General features: G+C 56.2%; 17 protein-coding genes and 1 tRNA gene. 1 reads left to right on the top strand and 17 read right to left on the bottom strand.

All coding sequences use genetic code 11. The features are described from left to right. Positions 1-144 precede the first annotated feature (144 nt). Positions 145-963: an SDR family NAD(P)-dependent oxidoreductase gene (locus tag MARLIPOL_RS17110; RefSeq protein ID WP_012139582.1), complete on the top strand. Its 819-nt coding sequence runs from the start codon at positions 145-147 to the stop codon at positions 961-963. Here the strand turns inward: MARLIPOL_RS17110 and MARLIPOL_RS17105 are convergent. The 17 genes from MARLIPOL_RS17105 to frr form a co-directional block, all read right to left on the bottom strand. Continuing rightward, positions 926-2,290, bottom strand: coding sequence for an NADH:flavin oxidoreductase/NADH oxidase family protein (locus MARLIPOL_RS17105; protein WP_012139581.1), 1,365 nt, complete (start codon positions 2,288-2,290; stop codon positions 926-928). The two genes, MARLIPOL_RS17110 and MARLIPOL_RS17105, sit on opposite strands and share 38 nt — an antisense overlap. A gap of 177 nt (positions 2,291-2,467) precedes the next feature. Beyond that, complete coding sequence (locus tag MARLIPOL_RS17100; RefSeq protein ID WP_012139580.1) at positions 2,468-4,645, bottom strand: prolyl oligopeptidase family serine peptidase; 2,178 nt, start codon at positions 4,643-4,645, stop codon at positions 2,468-2,470. A gap of 18 nt (positions 4,646-4,663) precedes the next feature. Next, positions 4,664-5,485 (bottom strand): SDR family NAD(P)-dependent oxidoreductase, encoded by an 822-nt coding sequence (locus MARLIPOL_RS17095; RefSeq protein ID WP_012139579.1) that lies wholly within the window; start codon positions 5,483-5,485, stop codon positions 4,664-4,666. Continuing rightward, on the bottom strand, positions 5,485-6,555 hold the full coding sequence (locus tag MARLIPOL_RS17090; protein ID WP_012139578.1) for an AraC family transcriptional regulator: 1,071 nt from the start codon (positions 6,553-6,555) through the stop codon (positions 5,485-5,487). The genes MARLIPOL_RS17095 and MARLIPOL_RS17090 overlap by 1 nt, the downstream gene beginning before the upstream one ends. A gap of 370 nt (positions 6,556-6,925) precedes the next feature. Then, positions 6,926-7,002 (bottom strand) — tRNA-Met (locus MARLIPOL_RS17085). 71 nt (positions 7,003-7,073) lie between these two features. Beyond that, on the bottom strand, positions 7,074-7,751 hold the full coding sequence (gene rnhB, locus MARLIPOL_RS17080) for a ribonuclease HII (RefSeq protein ID WP_012139577.1): 678 nt from the start codon (positions 7,749-7,751) through the stop codon (positions 7,074-7,076). Further along, on the bottom strand, positions 7,748-8,926 hold the full coding sequence (gene lpxB / locus MARLIPOL_RS17075; RefSeq protein WP_012139576.1) for a lipid-A-disaccharide synthase: 1,179 nt from the start codon (positions 8,924-8,926) through the stop codon (positions 7,748-7,750). The genes rnhB and lpxB overlap by 4 nt, the downstream gene beginning before the upstream one ends. A 17-nt stretch (positions 8,927-8,943) precedes the next feature. Beyond that, complete coding sequence (gene lpxA, locus MARLIPOL_RS17070) at positions 8,944-9,735, bottom strand: acyl-ACP--UDP-N-acetylglucosamine O-acyltransferase (protein ID WP_012139575.1); 792 nt, start codon at positions 9,733-9,735, stop codon at positions 8,944-8,946. Then, a complete protein-coding gene (gene fabZ, locus MARLIPOL_RS17065; protein WP_012139574.1) occupies positions 9,735-10,172 on the bottom strand; it encodes a 3-hydroxyacyl-ACP dehydratase FabZ in 438 nt (145 codons plus the stop codon). The genes lpxA and fabZ overlap by 1 nt, the downstream gene beginning before the upstream one ends. Before the next feature lie 11 nt (positions 10,173-10,183). Then, entirely contained in the window at positions 10,184-11,209 is a 1,026-nt protein-coding gene (gene lpxD, locus MARLIPOL_RS17060) for a UDP-3-O-(3-hydroxymyristoyl)glucosamine N-acyltransferase (RefSeq protein ID WP_012139573.1), read from the bottom strand. A gap of 63 nt (positions 11,210-11,272) precedes the next feature. Beyond that, a complete protein-coding gene (locus MARLIPOL_RS17055) occupies positions 11,273-11,770 on the bottom strand; it encodes an OmpH family outer membrane protein (RefSeq protein ID WP_012139572.1) in 498 nt (165 codons plus the stop codon). 44 nt (positions 11,771-11,814) lie between these two features. Next, positions 11,815-14,133, bottom strand: coding sequence for an outer membrane protein assembly factor BamA (bamA, locus tag MARLIPOL_RS17050; protein WP_036192337.1), 2,319 nt, complete (start codon positions 14,131-14,133; stop codon positions 11,815-11,817). A gap of 43 nt (positions 14,134-14,176) precedes the next feature. Beyond that, positions 14,177-15,526 (bottom strand): RIP metalloprotease RseP, encoded by a 1,350-nt coding sequence (gene rseP, locus MARLIPOL_RS17045; protein WP_012139570.1) that lies wholly within the window; start codon positions 15,524-15,526, stop codon positions 14,177-14,179. 48 nt (positions 15,527-15,574) lie between these two features. Then, entirely contained in the window at positions 15,575-16,750 is a 1,176-nt protein-coding gene (gene ispC, locus MARLIPOL_RS17040) for a 1-deoxy-D-xylulose-5-phosphate reductoisomerase (RefSeq protein WP_012139568.1), read from the bottom strand. Between the two features lie 8 nt (positions 16,751-16,758). Then, complete coding sequence (locus MARLIPOL_RS17035) at positions 16,759-17,598, bottom strand: phosphatidate cytidylyltransferase (RefSeq protein ID WP_012139567.1); 840 nt, start codon at positions 17,596-17,598, stop codon at positions 16,759-16,761. Between the two features lie 21 nt (positions 17,599-17,619). Continuing rightward, entirely contained in the window at positions 17,620-18,390 is a 771-nt protein-coding gene (gene uppS / locus MARLIPOL_RS17030; RefSeq protein ID WP_012139566.1) for a polyprenyl diphosphate synthase, read from the bottom strand. Between the two features lie 65 nt (positions 18,391-18,455). After that, positions 18,456-19,013 (bottom strand): ribosome recycling factor, encoded by a 558-nt coding sequence (gene frr, locus MARLIPOL_RS17025; RefSeq protein ID WP_012139565.1) that lies wholly within the window; start codon positions 19,011-19,013, stop codon positions 18,456-18,458. Positions 19,014-19,046: the final 33 nt, after the last annotated feature.

Here is a 19,046-nt window from a genome sequence, read left to right as displayed (position 1 = left end):
TGGGGCGGCAGGCTTCAAGATTGAACTGTTGCATTTTTTGCAACAACTGCCTCGCAATCCGGTTTCCTGACCGTTCAGGACTAAGGGCGTCACTGCCATCCTCCCCTTTCAGCAGGTCTGGTCTCAAACCAAAGGACATCCACTATGGCAAAACTTGCCCTGGTAACCGGTGCCAGTGCCGGCATTGGCCGTGAAGCCTGCGCCCTCTTTGCCCGAAACGGCTATAGGGTTATCGCCCTGTCCCGACAGCCAAGTGGCGTTGAGTCAGCAGCTCTGGAACTGGCACTGGATCTTGAGTCCTTTGACCAGATTGATAGCCTTTCGGGCGCGCTGGAAACCGAAATCGCGGGGGCCAAGCGGGTTATTCTGGTCAACAACTCCGGTTACGGGCAATTCGGGGCCCTTCGCGATCTGTCCGAGGCCATGTGGCTCAAGCAATTCAGCACCCACGTATTCGGCCCGATCAAGCTGGCCGCTGTCTGTCTGAGGCTCTGCGAACGACACGGAATACCGTTACGGGTCATCGCTGTCAGCTCCGTCTTATCCATTACGCCCCAACAAATGAAAGGCGCTTATTGTGCCGCGAAGTCCGCTATGAACGCGGCTCACGACAGCTTCTGGTTTGATGAACGGGGCAGCAAAAGCCTGGAAAGTGTCTCGCTGGTGCTACCGGGGCCCGTGGCAACCCGCTTCAGGGAACATGCCCTGGCTGCCTTGCAGCCCGTGACCAGCCGGGCGAGCGCGGTGCACAAGGAGAAGTACGAAGCCATGGAAGCCGCTCTCGCGCCAGGCGCTAAATTGAAGCCGTTTACGGCCAGTGCGTCGGACGTTGCCAAAAAGATTTACCGGGCTGCAGAAGCGGCGCGGCCCAAGCCGCGATATCTGGTTACGCCGCAGACCTACGCCGGCGCCTTTATCACCCGGTTCATGCCCCACTCTGTTCAGCGACTGCTTCTGAAATAGAGCTCTGGTGACGGCGGGACTTCTTCACCCGCCGGGCCCGGCTCAGTTCATCTTTCAGATAAGCGCCAATCGCCTTGAGGATACCCAGATTCGGATCAGCCTCTTCGTCATCTGCCAGCCGGAAAATCTGCTGGTAGTACCAGGCCTGACCGCCAAGCACGTTTATTATTTTGAATGGCATCAGCGGACTGGTCGGGGAGAAAAAGCCCCGCTGAGCAAGTTTGACGTGATCCTCGTGGCAAATGGTCTTATCGATGCAGCCCTCAAGCAGGTCCCTGGGCGTATCGGGTTCCGTGCAGAGCGGTCGGCCAAGGCCCACCACATCAGTTTCGCCGCTGGCAACCACCTCTTCCATAAACGTGCACGTCCGGAATCCACCGGTGACCATCAGCGGGCAATCGCACACCTCACGAATCGTCTGGGCATAATCCAGGAAGTAAGCCTCCCGCTTGCGAGTGTTTTCCCTCATGGCCGGCCCATCGCTCGCCGTGTCGGCATCACCGCTGTACCCGAGCAGCCGCGGCTGTTCGTAGGTGCCGCCGGACACCTCCAGCAGATCAATACCCTCCTCATTGAGCCAGCGCACCGCGCGCACAGACTCATCGAGCGTAAACCCGCCCTTGCGGAAATCGTCGGAATTCAGCTTTACCGCCACCGGAAACTCCGGCCCCACGGCCGCGCGGGTCGCACGAACTACTTCCAGCAGGAAACGGGCACGATTCTCCAGAGCCCCGCCCCAGCGATCCGTCCGTTGGTTGGTCACCGGTGAAAGAAACGACGACAGCAAATAACCATGGGCCCCATGCACCTGAACACCAGTGAAGCCCGCGTCTTTGGCAATCCTGGCGACGTTGGCAAAACGCTGGATAAAGTCCAGGATCTCCGGCTCCGTCAGCGCCCGCGGGCGGGCATAGTTGCCCATCAGCGACAGCTGAACCGCCGAGGGCCCCATCGGCCGCGAAGTAACATAGCGCGGCGACTGGCGGCCGGCATGAGAGATCTGCATCCACAAATGGTTGCCGTTGCGGGTACCGGCTTTGGCCCAGGCCCGCAGTTGCGCCATACCCCCAGGCTCGCCCTCCGCCGGTGCAGGATCAATGGCCACATTACCCGGTCGTTCCAGCACCCGATGATCAATCATCACATTGCCGGTGATCAGCAGCCCTGCACCGCCATCGGACCAGCGCCGATAGAGCGTTTCATGCCGATGAGTGGCGTGCAATTGATCATCGGACAGCCCTTCGGTCATGGCGGCCTTGGCGATTCGGTTGGGTAAGACAGCGCCGCAGGGGAGTTTCAGGGGTTGGGCCAGGGGCGATTGGGGCATGAGAGATCCTGATTCTTGTTGATTTTTCGGTTTCCGAATCATGATCCGTTAGAGGAACTCGAGCAATGGCCGTCGGGCCCCTATTCCAGATACTTGCCTATCAACCCAAATCCCTCACGCTGGAATGCAATTCTGGCCTGAAGCCTGCCGAAAAGCTCTTCACCACTGATTGCGGCGTCAGAACAGACCTTCATTCTTACCCGCCACCAGATTCAGTACACGGCCATCGCTCAGTTCAAGAACAGCCGGCCCATCGCTGTCGATGTCGTAGTAGAAGGCCATACCCTTCAGGCAAATTGATTCCAGGTCCAGCGTGGCACTGGCTACATTCTCCAACTTCCCGCTCAGGGTCAGGGACGGAGCGGCAGGGATAACCCCCTCAGCCAGTCGATAGCTGCCAGCCCATGGTAGCGGCGATGCGCCCAGGCCGGTTCCCACGTCAAAAGCCGGATCACTGACATTACAACCCGGTGCCGACAAATCAATAAAGGCCTCATTCACGCTACGGGCCCGCAAATTGCTCACCCAATAGGCTTTATCATGAATAATATCCAGATCCGGGTAGTCGAAGCGTGGATCAAACCGGTAACTGACGCGAGATGGGTTTAATACCCTGGCCCAGTCAGCACTCAACTGGGCTTCTTTAGCCCAATTATCAAACAACAATAGTGTTAAATGTTCCGCAACTGGGTGCAGGTAAAAGTAATATTCAACACCCTCTGTGAGCGAGAGTCGCTGAGCAATAGCCAGAGCTTCGTGTATTGGAACCAGTTCATCTGCGCCAGCGTATAAATGGGCACTGGGCACGTGGCGTAAATTCTCCAGGTAGTCGATGACATTTTCGGTACCGGTTTGAGGGTCTGCAATACTGCCCAGGATCGACGCCAATACTGGCCGCAATAAAACCTCCGATGTGGTATTGAGAAGTTCGTCCACCAGGGGTTGAACGCTGGGTTTATTGATCAGATCACCCGTATGCCCCACCCAACTTACCATGCCCGCGAATCGATCCGGGTAATGGGTCGCCATATGAAGAGCGCCAAAGCCCCCCATGGAATAACCAGAAGCGAAAATGCGATCCGGATCAATGTCATAAGCTTGTTCTATATCCTCCATGACATCCAGAACATCCCGTTCGGACGGCCCGGTATAAAAGCCATAAGGCCCTCTTCCCAAAGGCGAAACAAGAATTCGATTGAGGTCGTCACCAAATTGTCTTTGCATGTTGGTTTGGTTTATCTGGCTGGCATGGTTCGCCTCACAGCCATGCATCACCACCATCATGCCCGGCTTATCAGCATGATCACCCTCAGGAACATAGACGCCATACGGCTGGTACTTGCCGAGGTAAGTAAACGACTGACCGCAGAACAGCCCCCCGCCATCCCGTCCATCTTCTGCAGGCATGGCGATGCCTTCTCCCAATGGGTAGGCTGATGTATACACTCGCTGATGGAAGCCAGTCGTTTTTTCGGCCACTTGCGTGACGCCATTGCGAAGATCGGAGACGTTGACCATCTGGCCAAACGCGCTGATGTCGCCGTCAGCCAACTCTGCCGCCTGGCGATCTTCCCAGAAGTTGCCCGAAGCCGGTAGTACCTGATTTACCCCGCCATCGGCTTTAGCTTCTTCGTGTGGGCCACGGAACGCTACGTTCATCACCGTACCGTCCGCTTTTGCTACGGCAGCCTGAATACGCCAGTGCTCCCCTTCGGGTAACGGAGCGGTCAGGGACAGGGTATTGGTGTCTGGGTCTCCGTGATGCGCGAAATAGGTCTGATCCCAACCGTCACTACTGACATTGATCTCACCCCAGTTACCACCACCGGAATCGCCCTCCGGATTGGTATCGATAGCGACTCCCAGAATCGCATCATCCGGATTGAACATAGTGTTGAGCTCGGCCATCACTATCAGTTTGTTTTGCTTAATTGCCAGGCTCAGCCTGACAAGGTCTGCGGTATTTTCCCGTCCAGTCGGGTAACGCTGATCACCAGCTGCAGGAGAAAGGAGCCCGGGGGTGTTCGCAGTGGGCAACCCGAGCTGCCCTCCCCGATTCAGCAGGTTCAGCAATGCCGGGTCCATAGAGACAAGTCCGGCATCCGCGCCGTAGTCATCATAGACATAGTCGTAATAGGTCAGGACGCCCTGGCACAGTTCGGTCGTGCCAGCTACCCAACTGTCGCGAACGCATTGTGAATGCACAGGCGACTCCAGTTGTGGCGTTTCGTCTCTGGGTGCATTGGAAATCTGGTCCGACTCGACCGCCGAAGGTTTGTCGCTTCCGCCGCCACAGGCGGCAAGAAGCACAGTGGTCAAAGTAAGGATGATTTTGTTTTTATTTTTTAATGTCATTTGAGGATGTCCTTCGCGTTAACGGGCGGATCGGCTTCCAACAACTCCTTGAAGCATCCGCGAGACAAATTGTTGGGGGAACAGGGAGGAAACCGGAACCAACTTATTCAGTCCGGGCAGCGCCACCCGCTGCTTTTTCTCAATTGCCCGAATTCCGCACTCGGCAACTTGTGCTGCATCCATCGCAACCAGATCGGCAAGAGAGCTGATGGACCCACGGCTATGCTGCTCTGACGATAGCCCCATGGCGTCGTATATCTTGGTGCGGGTTATTCCGGGACATAGCATTCCTACATAGATCCCATGAGGCGCCAGTTCATCGGCCAAGGCATGAGTAAAGGCGATCACATAGTGTTTACTACCGGCGTAGGCTGCCAGCTTCGGGACGGGCACATAACCACCAATGGAGGCGACATTGAGAATGTGCCCCTGCACTCCCTCCTCTATCATCCGCCTGGCAACCACTGCCACCAACTCGGTGACAACCTGAATGTTGAGAGTCAGGGCTTTGCGCACGCTCTTTGTGTCGAGTTCGGTGTGGTTGCCCAGCAAGCCAGTCCCGGCATTGTTCACCAGCACTTCTACGCTGAATCCCTGGTCATCAAGTTGCTGCATCAACGTTTCAACAGCGTCGTCTGTCGTAAGGTCCATCTGGATGGGAATGAATTCACCAGGGCCATCACCCAATTCTGCTTTCAATGACTCAAGTTCATCCGGGTCCAGGGTCGCGGTTGCAACTTTTGCCCCCATCGCGTGAAACATGGTGACCATTTCCCGGCCAATGCCGCTGCCACCGCCGGTTACCAATACCTGCCTCTGATTCCAGTCCATACCTTTCATTACCTCTCTTCATTGTCTCGATTGACTGCTTGCTGTCTGAACTGGGAAGGAGTCATCCCATGACAAGCCTTGAACCACCTTATAAAAGATTGGCTTTCGGTGTACTGCAGACGATGCGCAATAGCTTCGATACTCTCATTGCTTTCCAGAAGAAGCTTCCTTGCCATCTCCTCACGTAATTCGTCCAACAATGCCCGATAACTGGTGCCCTCAACGTTCAATCGACGTAATAGATGACGACTGCTCATACCCAAGGCATTTGCCAACTCGGATCTGGAAGGCTTTCCCCTCATAACCATCGTTTTCAGAATGGAGCGGGCATTCCCTAAAAAATCGGGCTCTGTTTGCTTGCTTTCGAGGAAGCGGGCATGACTCTCAAGAACATCTCGCATTGCACTATTGGAATGCAGCAGCGGTGCATCCAGGTGTGCAAGTGGAAATACCAGCCCGTTCATCGGCTGGTTAAAATGCACAGGACAACGAAATACCCGCTCATATTCTCTGAGTTGGTGAGTGGTTTCTGGCGCCCCACGCTGGAGGAGCACGCAATCAAAATCCCAATGTCTTACGTTTGGCAGGTGTACTCTCACTGTGGCGAGACTACCAAGCATGTAGTCAACGGCTTGCAACCGAAACTCTGGATTGGTCGTGGCTAAATTCCAGGTCCAGGCAACTTGTCCGGGATTGAATTCAAACGAGGTGCTTCCAACGTTGCTCACCAGATGCTCATACCGCATGCACATCTCAATCACTTCGCGAAGCGTTCCACACGCCCTCACTATATAGCCGGCCACGCCAAAACTTTCGGGCTGAGAGAACTCCGATAGATGAAGCCCAAGGAGATCATCGCCGGTATGCTTCACACCCGCATTAAGTACGGATTCAAGGTACCGCATTGGCACCATCTGGTTTGGATCAATCAGGTACTCAGGGGGCAGCCCGGTCTCATTTAGTATGCTGCTGTAAGATAATCCGAACTGCTCGGCCAGAGTCAGAAGATGTTGCAGAAGGCCGGACAGGACAAAAGCCCCGTCGTCGTTTACGCCACCGTTCTGGGAGTCTGATTGCATACCGTGACCGCTCTTCCCAATCATGAAAGACCCGGATTGGAGTCTGATCCATCAAGCCGATGTTGTAGATAGTCTGCCCACAATACTGGACCGGCAGGCAAGCTGCCCATCACATCTTGGGACCACCAATAAACATTTTAGGACATACTTAGGAACGCATCTGCTCAGGCTGAAGGCCACACGAATAACCGCCGTGATCCAGCAACAGATCTCTAAGCCACCTGTGGTGCTGCGTCGAAAAGAATTTCTGCCACCCCAAACGCAAAAAAGGCAGACCAGTAAGTACTGATCTGCCTTTCTCTTTGCTGGCGACTCAAAAGCCCCCGCTTGAAAGCAATAAGGCCAGCGTAAGCTGGCCTTATTTCAATAATGGTAGCGGGGGCTGGATTCGAACCAACGACCTTCGGGTTATGAGCCCGACGAGCTACCAGACTGCTCCACCCCGCATCAAACTGGTTGTTTATCGGGGAACCCCCCGAATCAACGTGCGCGTATCTTAAGGATTCGCCCTATGGCTGTCAATCGATATTTTCAAACAGGTCACTCGGATACGTCAGACTCTCCTGCGGAGCCTGCTCATACATCCCCACCGTATCGATGGCCTCCTGTACGGGCCGGAACGAACGTCGATGATGAACGGTGGCGCCAAGGCGGTTCAATGCCTCCAGATGGACTGGCGTGGGATAGCCTTTGTGCCTGGCCAGCTCGAAACCGGGGAACTGCTTATCCAGTTCGGCCATTTCACGGTCACGGACCACTTTTGCAATGATGGATGCCGCACTGATGGCCTCAACACGGGAATCGCCTTTAACGACCGGCTCCGAAGGCCAGCGCCATTTCGGGCAGCGGTTTCCGTCGACGAGTACATACTCTGGCTCCACAGACAGGCCGGACACCGCCCTTTCCATCGCCACCATGGTGGCCTGATAGATATTCAGGCGATCAATCTCTTCCGCTTCGGCACGCCCAAGACTCCAGGCGGCGGCCTTCTCCAAGATCTCTTCGTACAGAGCTTCCCTGCGCTTCTCTGTCAGCTTTTTGGAGTCGGCGAGCCCCGCTATCGGTCGTTCAGGATCCAGGATCACCGCGGCTGTCACAACCGCCCCGATCAACGGCCCCCGGCCGACTTCATCAACACCCGCCAGGCGCGAACCGGAGTAATGGCAGTGGAAGGGAGGTAATCGCGATTTGCTCAAGATGAACGCTCCAGCAGTTCCGAGATAGCGTCCGCCGCTCGCTCATCCGCGTTCTGGCGGAGTTGCAGATGCAGCTCGGTGAATGCCTCGGTCAGACGGGTTCGCTCGTCCTCGTTCTCCAGACGTTCAAGCACAGCAGCACCCAGAGCCTCGGGGGTGGCATCGTCCTGAAGCAATTCCGGCACCAACGGCTTACGAGCCAACAGATTGGGAAGCGCAACATGGGGCACCTTGACCAGACGGGAGAGCAGCTTGTAACTGACATTGCTCAGCCGATAGCCGACCACCATCGGTTTTTTCAGCAGCATGGCTTCGAGAGTTGCTGTCCCTGATGCCAACAGCACCACGTCGGAGGCTGCCATCACCTCGCGGGAGCGCCCTCTGACGATGGTGACCGGCAATGCCACTTCCAGGGACTCAACCAGCCCGCGCACCTGCTTTTCGCGGTCACGGTTCACACAGGGAATCACCAGCTGCAGATCCGGGCGGGTGCTCTGTATCCAGCGGGCGGCGGCCAGAAACAGGCTGCCGAGACGCTCCACTTCGCCACTGCGACTGCCCGGCAATATCGCCAGCACCGGCTTGTTCTCATCCAGCCCTAGGGCCTGCCGGGCGCCTGCGGTGTCCGGTGCCATCGGTATGCGGTTCGCCAACGGGTGCCCGACAAACGCCACCGGTACATCGTGCTCTTCGTAGAAGCGGGCCTCGAAGGGAAACAGGGTCAGCATCAGGTTCACGGATTTTGCGATCTTGAAGATTCGCTTCTGGCGCCACGCCCAGACCGAGGGACTAACGTAATGGACTGTCGGGATGCCGGCATCGCGGCAGCGGCGTTCAACACCGAGGGTGAAATCCGGGGAATCGATACCGATGACCACATCCGGTGGCGTGGTCAGAAAGTAATCCATCAGGCGGGCGCGAATACTGAACAGTTCGCGAATGCGGCCAAGCACTTCCACCAGCCCCATCACCGACAGCCGCTCCATCGGCACCAGGGAATGGAAACCGGCCGCTTCCATCTCTTCCCCGCCGATACCGACAAAACGGGCGCGAGGGTATCTGGCACGTAGCGCATGAATCAGGCCGGCACCGAGTATGTCTCCCGATGCCTCGCCCGCCACAATGCCAAATGTGATGGGCCGGTCGCTAATGACCCTGGGGGTGGGATGGTCCATCACCGCTCCGGGGCCAACTATCGAATGATGCCGCGGTGTGCACCACGAAGGGAGTCAATGAGCGGACGCATTTCGTCCACATCAGGGTAGGACTTTTCCAGCTCTTCCACAGCCTGTTCGGTGGTCAGGCCCTGACGGTAGATAACCTTATACGCCCGGCGCAGGGTCAGCAGCACTTCCTTACTGAACCCGCGGCGTCGAAGGCCTTCCACGTTCATGCCGTGAGGCGCAGCGGACTGGCCGCTGGCCATGACATAAGCAGGAATATCCTTGAGGACAATGCTGCCACCGGCCGCCATGCTGTGAGGGCCTATGTGACAGAACTGGTGAACCATGGTGCCACCACCGAGGATCGCCCAGTCACCAACGGTGACGTGTCCAGCCAGGGTCGCGCAGTTGGCGAGAATCGTGTTGTCGCCAACCGTGCAGTCATGAGCCACATGGACGTAAGCCATTAACAGGTTGCCGCTGCCGATCCGAGTCTCGCCACGATCCTGGACAGTGCCACGATGAATCGTACAGTTTTCACGGATCACGTTGTCATCACCGATCACCAGTGTGGTTGGCTCGCCGGCGTATTTCTTGTCCTGACATTCCTCTCCAATACTGGAGAACTGGAATATACGGTTGTTACGGCCAATAACCGTTGGCCCTTTTACCACCACGTGGGAGAGGATTTCGGTTCCCTCCCCAATTTCCACATCGGGGCCGATGTAGCTCCACGGACCAACGGTAACGTTGTCCGCCAGTCTGGCTGATGGGTCTACAATCGCTTGAGGATGGACACCCGACCAGTCATTTGTCGCCATCAAACTTCTCTCTCAGCGGTCAATATATCGGCCACGCAGACGACTTCACCGTCGACCAGTGCCCGACACTCAAATTTCCAGATTCCGCGCTTGCCAGAGATAAAAGTAGATTCCATGCACAATCTGTCTCCCGGCACCACGGGGCGCTTGAAACGCACCTTACTGGACCCAGCCAGATATTGTACCACGCCATCCGAAGGTTTCCGTTCAACGGTCACAAAACCCAAAATCCCTGAAAGCTGCGCCATCGCCTCTATTATCAGCACTCCGGGCATGATTGGCTTGTTTGGAAAATGGCCTGTAAAGAATGGTTCGTTGAAGGAAATGTTCTTATATCCCTTAATGGATTTACCCTTCTCGATTTCGGTGACCCGATCCACCAGCAAAAACGGGTATCTGTGGGGCAAATATTCCAGAATTTCTTCAATATACATCATCTTTAACGGCCTCAGCCCTCTGATTTCTTTTCCAGTTCTTTAAGCTTTCGCGCCATAGCGTCCAGTTGCCGAAAGCGAACTGCGTTTTTGCGCCACTGACGATTCTTATCTGCGCTGGTCCCCGAGGAATACACGCCCGGCTCACGGATATCGCCGGTTACCAGGGTCATACCGGTGAGCTGTACCTGGTCTGCAATCTCAAGATGACCGGCGACACCGGATGCGCCGCCGAATACACAGTGCCGACCAATTCGGGTGCTGCCGGCAATCCCGACCATGGCAGCCATGGCACTGTGATCACCTATGGTTACGTTATGGGCGATCTGGATCAGGTTATCCAGTTTGACACCGTTGCCAATCACCGTGTCTTCCAGGGCACCCCGATCAATGGTGGTGTTAGCGCCGACCTCCACGTCGTCACCCAGAACCACTTTTCCGATCTGGGCAATGCGATGCCAGGCGCCCTTTTCATTGGCAAATCCAAAACCGTCAGAGCCAATCACCGCGCCACTGAGAATGTGGCAACGCTGTCCCACGACAATATCGTGAGCCAGGGTTACACGGGGACGTAATACCGTCCGGCTGCCTATACGACAACGGGCACCTATGATGGTGCCGGCGCCGACGACAACATGATCCCCAATCTCAGCTTCCGCTTCGATTACTGCGTGTGGGCCTACGGACGCGGTTTCGGACACCCTGGCGGAAGGATCCACAACCGCAGACGGGTGAACGCCGGGCTGCGGACGAGGCGCAGGATCAAACCAGTGACTGAGGCGAGCATATCCGAGATACGGATTGTCCAGTAACAGGACATTGGTCGGAGAATCACCAGCAGCGGAAGGCGAAACAATAACGGCAGATGCCCGTGTATCTTTCAGGTATCGGCCATAGGAGGGGTTGGCCAGGAACGTGATCTGCCCGGCTGTCGCGGCCTGTAACGTCGCTACACCATGAATGATGGTATCCGGATCTCCCCGGAGTTCCGCCCCGAGTTCGGCGGCAATCTCCCCCAGCCGGTAACAACTCTCTGTCATCACTTACTCCACAAGGTAGGATGGCCCGGTCTGTCAAAAGTACCGGACCGAAGCCGGGCCCGATCAGCGATTCAGCTTTTCCAGCAACTCTTCTGTCAGATTCATTTCCGGCTTCACGTAGACCACGGCCTCGCTGGGGAGAATCAGGTCAAGGTCGTGTTCCTCAAGAAGCTCCTGAACAGCGGCATCAACACCAGGGCGGGCACTCTCGAGAAAAGACTGTTTACGGCTGGCGACCGTGGAATCAAGGCGCTGTTTCAGGAAGTTGAATTCCTTTACTTTCTCCTGGAACTCCGCTGCCAGCTTGTTGCGCTCGGACTCGTTCATCATCGCGCCATCTTTTTCGAGTCGATCCTTAAGCTTCCTCGCCTCTTCCTGGGCACGGCGAACTTCCGCCTCATCATCCGAAAAATCCCGTTGCAGGGTCTCACTGAAGGCTTTGGCTTCATTGGAAGAAAACAAAGCCTGGCGAAGATCGACAACACCTATGCGGGTCTCAGCCGCTGCCGGGAAAGACACAACCACCGCCAGCATGGCGGCCATTGCTGCAAATCGGAACATGGTATTTCTCCTCTGTTTCTTTGTTTTTCTACATCATCCAATGATCAGAAGGTCTGTCCCAGCGAGAACTGGAAGATCTGAGTATCGTCACCGCTCTTATCGTTCAGCGGCTTGGCCAGACTGAAGGCCAACGGACCAACGGCGGTGATCCACTGGAACCCTACACCCGCTGACAACCTGATCTCGTCCCCGGCTGGGTCAAAATCCCGGTCCGGATCAAACACCTGACCAGCATCCACAAAGAATGCCGTGCGCATGGAGCGGCTATCTCCCGCAAATGGCGTCGGGAAGATCAACTCGAGACTACCCTCCGTCAAGACACTACCACCGAACGGGTCCGGATCTGAGAGATCATTAGGACTATTTGTCGCCCTCGGTCCAAGGGAGTTCGCTTCGTACCCCCGTACCGAACCGTAGCCACCAGCGTAGAAATGCTCGTAGAACGGCATAACATCGCGGCCATCGTAGCCATCACCATAACCTACCTCTGTACGCCCTCGCAGGACCCAGGTCTGGTTTTCATTGAGCGGCTGATAGAAGTCGGTTTTATGGCTTAACTTGTAGAATGTCAGGTCACTGCCTGGTACGGCTACGTCGGCAGACAGTGAGTGGCTATAGCCATCGGTCGGTAATACCCCACGGTTCAGGGTGCTGCGACGCCAGGAACCGAACAGGAAGTAGTTATTGAAATTATTGCCTTCCTCTTCAATGAAATCCCGGACCTCTTGTGAGGTGAACACACCACCCTTGACCTTGGACAGGGTATAGCCAACGCCAAAGTTCAGACGGGTAATGCTGTCGGTTGGATATCCAAAGCTCAACCGGCCGCCATACTCATCCAGCAGGTAGGAAGAGATATCCTGTTCTTCAAAGTCGGTTTCCCTGGCAAACACACTGAAGCCGCGGCTAACACCATCCACCGTGTAGTAAGGGTCGGAATACGAGAAGTTCGCACTTTTGATGGAGTCACTGACGTTGACGCCAAAGGACACCCGCTTGCCACTGCCAAAGAAGTTGTTCTCCGACACGTTGGCACCCAGTATCACACCGGAAGCCTGAGAAAAGCCAACCGAGGCAGAAAGGCTACCCGTGGGCTGTTCGACGACGGAATAGTTTACATCCACCATGTCATCGGTGCCCGGAACCGGCGTGGTCTCCACGTCCACCGTCTGGAAAAAGCCCAGCCGCTCCAGCTTGGTCTTGGAGTATTCGATACGGTCGGTAGACGCCACACCACCTTCCATCTGGGTCATTTCCTGTCGCAGGACCTCATCGCGGGTCGATACGTTACCTTCAAAGTTAACCCGCCGGACATAGGCGCGCTTGCCGGGCTCTACATAGAACGTGACCGACGCTGTGTTGTCCTCAGCGGGCTCAGGAACGGCGTTAACGTTAGCAAATGCGTAACCTTCACGCCCCAGGCGACGGGACAATCGCTCAGACACAGCCGTCATGGTGGAGCGGGAGAAAATGTCCCCTTCCTCGATGGAGATGAGCTCGCGCAGTTCGTCTTCGTCGACAATCAGCTCACCCCGAAGCTGGACGTCTGACACGGTATACTGAGAACCCTCATTGAGCGCGATCGCAATAAAGACCTGCTTCTTGTCCGGTGAGATCGATACCTGACTGGACTCGACGTTGAAGTCCAGATAACCACGATCGAGGTAGAATGATCTCAAGGATTCGAGATCGCCGCTGAGTCGTTCCCGCGCGTACTTGTCGGCATTGGTAATGGAGTTCCACCAGGTGCTGGTTCTGAGCTCGAACAGATCCAGCAACTCCTCATCGCTGAAGTTCTCATTGCCGATGATGTTCATGTGCTGGATGGCCGCCACATCCCCTTCATTTATATCAAGCTTGATGGCGACCCGGTTACGGGGTAATTCTTCTGCCGTGGCCTTCACTCGGGCGTTGTAACGCCCCTGACTGATATAAGATCGAAGAATCTCGAGCTCAAGGCGCTCCAGTGTCGCGCGGCGGAATACCTGACCTTCCTCAAGCCCGGCTCCGGACAGCGCATCCATGAGCATATCCGTTTCGATATTCTTGTTACCCTCAATCTCAATAGACGTGATGGAAGGACGCTCCCGAACGGTCAGGATCAGAACACCACCATCACGGCTTGCTTCAATATCCGTGAACAATCCGGTACGGAACAGATCCTTGATCGCCCCTGCAAGCTCGGCTTCATCCACCGGCTCCCCGATGTTGACCGGGAAGGACGAAAATACGGTACCTGCGGATACCCGCTGTAGTCCCTCTACCTCAATATCGGATACCGTGAATTCGTCAGCGTGCGCTGAACTCATGCCCATGCCGGCAATTGCCAGACCTATGGCTACACCTAGAAGAGAACGTCTCATTCAGTCATTTCGCCTGTTAATGCGCGTAAGGAGCCCGCAATTCTCACAACCGCATCAGGTCGTTGTAAAGAGCAAACACCATTAATGTGAGAATCAATGCCATACCAATTCGTAATCCAAGCGCCTGAACCTGCTCGGAAAGCGGCTTACGGCGGATGGCCTCGATGGTGTAATAAACAATATGACCACCATCAAGGATCGGTATCGGCAGCAGGTTAAGCACCCCCAGGCTCACACTCAGGTAAGCCAGGAAGCGTATGAAATCTTCGAAGCCGGAACTGACACTGGCTTCCGCAACCCGGGCAATGGTAATCGGCCCGCTGAGATTGGTGGGTGACAACAGCCCGGTTACCATCTTTTTGATGGCAACCAACGTCAGACGGGTATCCGCCCAGGTTTCGCTGATGGCATTAGGCACTGCTGCAATGGGGCCGAGCCGTACATCTCGCAACACTTCGTCCGGCCAGCTTACCTGAGCCACGCCAGCACCTACAAAGCCAATTTCCTCGCCGCTGTCGGTGGTTTTCGATTCTGGTGTTACCCGGAAGTCCAGGCGCTCGCCCTGACGTTCAACCGTGACAACCAAGGTAGCTGCGGGGGAACTCCGGATAATATCTACCAGCTCAAACCAGGCGCCAACAGGCTCCCCATCCACGGCAACAACCCGATCCCCGGGCTTCAGGCCGGCGGCTTCGGCAGCACCACCCTGACTAATTTCATCCAATACAGCGGGAATTGAGGGGCGCCAGGGCTGAATCCCGAATTCACCCAGGGGATTGGGATTGTCGTCTTTCAGACGCCAGCCATCGAGCGAGGCAGACAGCTCTCCGCGGCTGCCACTGTCACTGACAGTCAGAGCCACGCTGCCATGCTCACCTGCGCGCTCGAGCAAACGCATGTTGATATCCCGCCAGGAGTTCACCCTGCGACCATCCACTTCGTGGATTTCCATTCCCTCAGCAAGGCCCATGCGCTCTGCGACACTGTCCGGCTTTACATCGCCAACGATCGGCGCCACGGTCGTAAAACCGACCACACTCAGCAGCCAGTATGCAGCAATGGCAAAGAGGAAATTCGCCACCGGCCCCGCAGCAGCAATCGCAATCCGCTGTGACGGAGGCTTGGAGGTGAATTCCTGATCACGAAGCTCTTCAGGAACCGGTCCTTCACGTTCGTCCAGCATTTTGACGTAGCCGCCGAGCGGAATGGCGGCAATCGCAAACTCTGTACCGTGACGGTCATACCAGGAGAACATCGGCTTCCCGAAACCAACGGAAAAACGAAGCACCTTGACCCCACAGCGCCTGGCTACCCAGAAATGGCCATACTCATGAAGGGTCACCAGTATGCCCAATGTCAGAGCCAGTGCCAGAACGGTTTGTACTAGTTGCATAGCGCTCTCAATAGTTGGCCATCAGTCCAATAATCCGATGACGATAAATCAGACAGTCAGCAATTGTATCTGTTCCCGGGCAAACCTGCGGGCTTCCGCATCCTTGGCGAATATGGTTTCAAAACTGTCGGCAGAGACCACATCGGTTGCGGTTAGCGTGCGCTCTATAATAACGGGGATATCGGTAAAACAAAGGTCACCCGCCAAAAAAGCCGCGACCGCCTCCTCATTGGCAGCATTCAACACGGCTGGTGCTGTCCCGCCCGCCTGGAAGGCTTCTGCCGCCAGTCTCAGGCAGGGAAACCGGTCCATATCAGGCCGCTCGAAGTGAAAACGACCAATCGAAAACAAGTCGAGTGGCGCCACCCCGGCATCAATTCGCTCCGGCCAGGCCAGCCCGTTAGCAATGGGAGTCCGCATATCCGGGCTGCCCAATTGCGCCAGTACCGACCCATCCGCGTACTCGACCATCGAATGGATAATACTTTCGGGATGAACGTGCACTTCGATTCGTGAAGGCTCGGTGTTGAACAACCAGCAGGCTTCAATCAGCTCAAGCCCCTTGTTCATCAGGGTGGCGGAATCCACGGAGATTTTCTGGCCCATGGACCAGTTGGGGTGTGCGCAGGCCTGCGCCGGAGACACGCTTTTGAGGTCATCCTCAGTGTGTTCACGGAACGGACCGCCCGAGGCCGTAAGAAGGATGCGGGTGATACCTGCGCCATCAGGATCCCGTACCCGATCTGCCGGCATACACTGAAAAATCGCATTATGCTCGCTGTCGATTGGCAGCAGCTCAGCACCAGACTCGGCCACCGCATCCATAAACAACCGGCCAGACATCACTAGCGCTTCCTTGTTGGCCAGCAGCACCCGCTTACCGGCCCGCACAGCAGCCAGCGTTGGCGGAAGCCCGGCAGCCCCCACAATGGCCGCCATAACCGCGTCCACTTCGCCGGAACTGGCTACCTGGCACAGCCCCGATTCGCCGCTCAGCACAGTGGTCGGAAGTTCCGGAATCGCATCCGCCAACTGGCTGGCAGCGTTAGCATCCGCCATAACGGCATACACCGGCTGAAACTCACGGCACAATATCGCCATGTCCTCAACCCGGGTGCAGGCAGTCAGCGCGTGAACCCGAAATCGCTCAGGGTGCCGGCGAATCACATCCAGTGTGCTCAAGCCGATCGACCCTGTGGCTCCAAGGATGGTTATATGGCGCATAAAACCGCTCACCAGTTACCAGCCGCCAGCCAGCCGAGTTGGGTAATAATCAGCGCAAACACCGGAATGGCGGCCGTAAGGCTGTCGATACGGTCCATGATACCACCATGACCCGGCAGCAACTGACTACTGTCCTTGATGCCACGGAAACGCTTGAGCATGCTTTCCAGCAGGTCTCCCAACACAGACACCAGACCGGTCACCAGACTTGCGATCACCAACAGCAGGGTCTGGTCAATGGGTGCTGACGCCAACTGGCTGACGATGACCGCAAAGACCGCTACTGCGGCCAGACCACCCCAGACACCCGCCCAGGACTTGCCCGGGCTGACCCGCGGTGCCAGTTTGGCTTTGCCAAAGGCCCTGCCCGCGAAATAGGCACCAATATCGGCAACCCATACCACGCAGAATACATAAAGGATAACGAGCAGATTGTTGGCCACATCGCCAAACTGGAAGGAACCGGTCCGCAGGTGATTTAACCCGACCCACGCCGGTACCAGCACCAACAATCCCATGATGGCCCTCACGGGTAACGAACCCCACTGACCGGAACCTGACGGGTAGCTGCGAACCATCAGGAAACAGGCAATCCACCAGACAACCGCCAGCCAGAGCACGGCAACAGCAGGAACGTCGAGTAGAGCGTAAAGAACAGCGGCAACCACGCCGGCATAGGCCACACGGGCAACCGGGGCGGTTACACCGGACATATTGGCCCACTCCCAGGCACCAATCGTAATGATGGCGCCAGTAAACAGGGCGAAGCCAAGCGGCGGCAGGAAGAAAATCCCGCCTATGGCAATGGGGGCGAGGATAAGCGCAGTTATGATTCTGGTTTTTAGCACAATAAGGTTCGCTTCTTGTCGTTATTGTTCCGGGCGACGGCTGGCAATCTGGTCGTCGGTCTGGCCGAATCGCCGCTGCCGGCCGGCATAGGCCTTCAGCGCTTCCTTCATTTCGTCTTCCAGGAAGTCGGGCCAGTAAACCGGTGAGAAGTACAGCTCGGTGTATGCCAGATGCCAAAGCATGAAATTGCTGATGCGTTGCTCGCCTGCCGTCCGGATCATCAGGTCTGGCATGGGCAGGTCACCGATTGAGAGATGTTGCTGAATCAGGCCGTCGGTCACATCCGACGGCTCCAGCTCCCCTGCCCGGACTTTTTCGGCAACCTGCCTGGTGGCCTGGGTAATGTCCCAGTGGCCGCCATAATTAGCGGCTATGACCAATGTCATCAGGGTATTATGGCGAGTGAGCGCTTCTGCCTTCTCCATATGCTCCTGCAACGCGGGGCTGAACGCGGTCCGGTCACCAATAATCCGTAGCCGGATATTGTTGCGATGGAGTTTTTTCACCTCCCGCTCCAGAGCGAACAGGAAGAGACGCATCAGGGCAGATACTTCATCTTTGGGCCGCCGCCAGTTCTCACTGGAAAAGGCAAACAGGGTAAGGACCTCGACCCCTTCACGGGCACAGGTTTCCACAACAGACTTGACCGCGTTCACGCCCGCCTTGTGGCCCGCTACCCCCTTCAGCTGGCGCTCTTTCGCCCAGCGATTGTTACCATCCATGATAATGGCCACATGCCGGGGCCGGCTATCCGCCGACACCGGAATCTCTGCGGATACAGTTTCCGTCATGAAGTCCCCTGCACAGCCGATGGATCGGCATCGGCTGTTCGTTTATCCGAATGAGACGAGGCTGATCAGACAGCCATCAAGTCCTCTTCTTTGGCTTTGAGCATCTTTTCGACGTCGGCGATGTAGCGATCCGTCAATTTCTGGATTTCATCCTCGCCTTTGCGCTCTTCGTCTTCGTTGATTTCCTTTTCTTTGAGCAGGTCCTTCAACATGGAGTTCGCGTCACGGCGGGCATTACGAATAGAGACCCGGCCGTGTTCAGCGTCGGCTTTTGCCTGCTTGACCATTTCCTTGCGGGTTTCTTCGGTCAGCATGGGCATTGGCACCCGGATGATGTCGCCGCTGGTTGCCGGGTTCAGCCCCAGATCCGAGGTCATAATCGCCTTTTCAATGGTCGGTACCAGATTCTTTTCCCACGGAGAAACAGTCAGGGTGCGGTTGTCTTCGACATTCACACTGGCGACCTGCTTAAGCGGCGTTTCCTGGCCATAGTAGTTCACCATGACGCTGTCGAGAATGGCCGGATGGGCACGACCGGTACGGATTTTGTTGAAGGCTGAGTGCAGCGCGTCGACGCTCTTCTGCATTTTCTTCTCAGCTTCGGATTTGATGTCGTTGATCACTAGAGCATCCTCAATTCGATTTCATGTCAGTCC

This window comes from Marinobacter lipolyticus SM19 (genome assembly GCF_000397065.2).
In the GTDB taxonomy this organism is placed as follows: domain Bacteria; phylum Pseudomonadota; class Gammaproteobacteria; order Pseudomonadales; family Oleiphilaceae; genus Marinobacter; species Marinobacter lipolyticus.
This window is presented reverse-complemented; position numbering and strand designations above follow the sequence as displayed.

Excerpts from the sequence above, each read along its gene's own strand:
- MARLIPOL_RS17110 (WP_012139582.1), top strand. The coding sequence starts at position 145 with ATGGCAAAACTTGCCCTGGTAACCGGTGCCAGTGCCGGCATTGGCCGT.
- MARLIPOL_RS17105 (WP_012139581.1), bottom strand. The coding sequence starts at position 2,290 with ATGCCCCAATCGCCCCTGGCCCAACCCCTGAAACTCCCCTGCGGCGCT.
- MARLIPOL_RS17100 (WP_012139580.1), bottom strand. The coding sequence starts at position 4,645 with ATGACATTAAAAAATAAAAACAAAATCATCCTTACTTTGACCACTGTG.
- MARLIPOL_RS17095 (WP_012139579.1), bottom strand. The coding sequence starts at position 5,485 with ATGAAAGGTATGGACTGGAATCAGAGGCAGGTATTGGTAACCGGCGGT.
- MARLIPOL_RS17090 (WP_012139578.1), bottom strand. The coding sequence starts at position 6,555 with ATGCAATCAGACTCCCAGAACGGTGGCGTAAACGACGACGGGGCTTTT.
- lpxB (WP_012139576.1), bottom strand. The coding sequence starts at position 8,926 with ATGGACCATCCCACCCCCAGGGTCATTAGCGACCGGCCCATCACATTT.
- lpxA (WP_012139575.1), bottom strand. The coding sequence starts at position 9,735 with ATGGCGACAAATGACTGGTCGGGTGTCCATCCTCAAGCGATTGTAGAC.
- fabZ (WP_012139574.1), bottom strand. The coding sequence starts at position 10,172 with ATGATGTATATTGAAGAAATTCTGGAATATTTGCCCCACAGATACCCG.
- lpxD (WP_012139573.1), bottom strand. The coding sequence starts at position 11,209 with ATGACAGAGAGTTGTTACCGGCTGGGGGAGATTGCCGCCGAACTCGGG.
- MARLIPOL_RS17055 (WP_012139572.1), bottom strand. The coding sequence starts at position 11,770 with ATGTTCCGATTTGCAGCAATGGCCGCCATGCTGGCGGTGGTTGTGTCT.
- bamA (WP_036192337.1), bottom strand. The coding sequence starts at position 14,133 with ATGAGACGTTCTCTTCTAGGTGTAGCCATAGGTCTGGCAATTGCCGGC.
- rseP (WP_012139570.1), bottom strand. The coding sequence starts at position 15,526 with ATGCAACTAGTACAAACCGTTCTGGCACTGGCTCTGACATTGGGCATA.
- ispC (WP_012139568.1), bottom strand. The coding sequence starts at position 16,750 with ATGCGCCATATAACCATCCTTGGAGCCACAGGGTCGATCGGCTTGAGC.
- uppS (WP_012139566.1), bottom strand. The coding sequence starts at position 18,390 with ATGACGGAAACTGTATCCGCAGAGATTCCGGTGTCGGCGGATAGCCGG.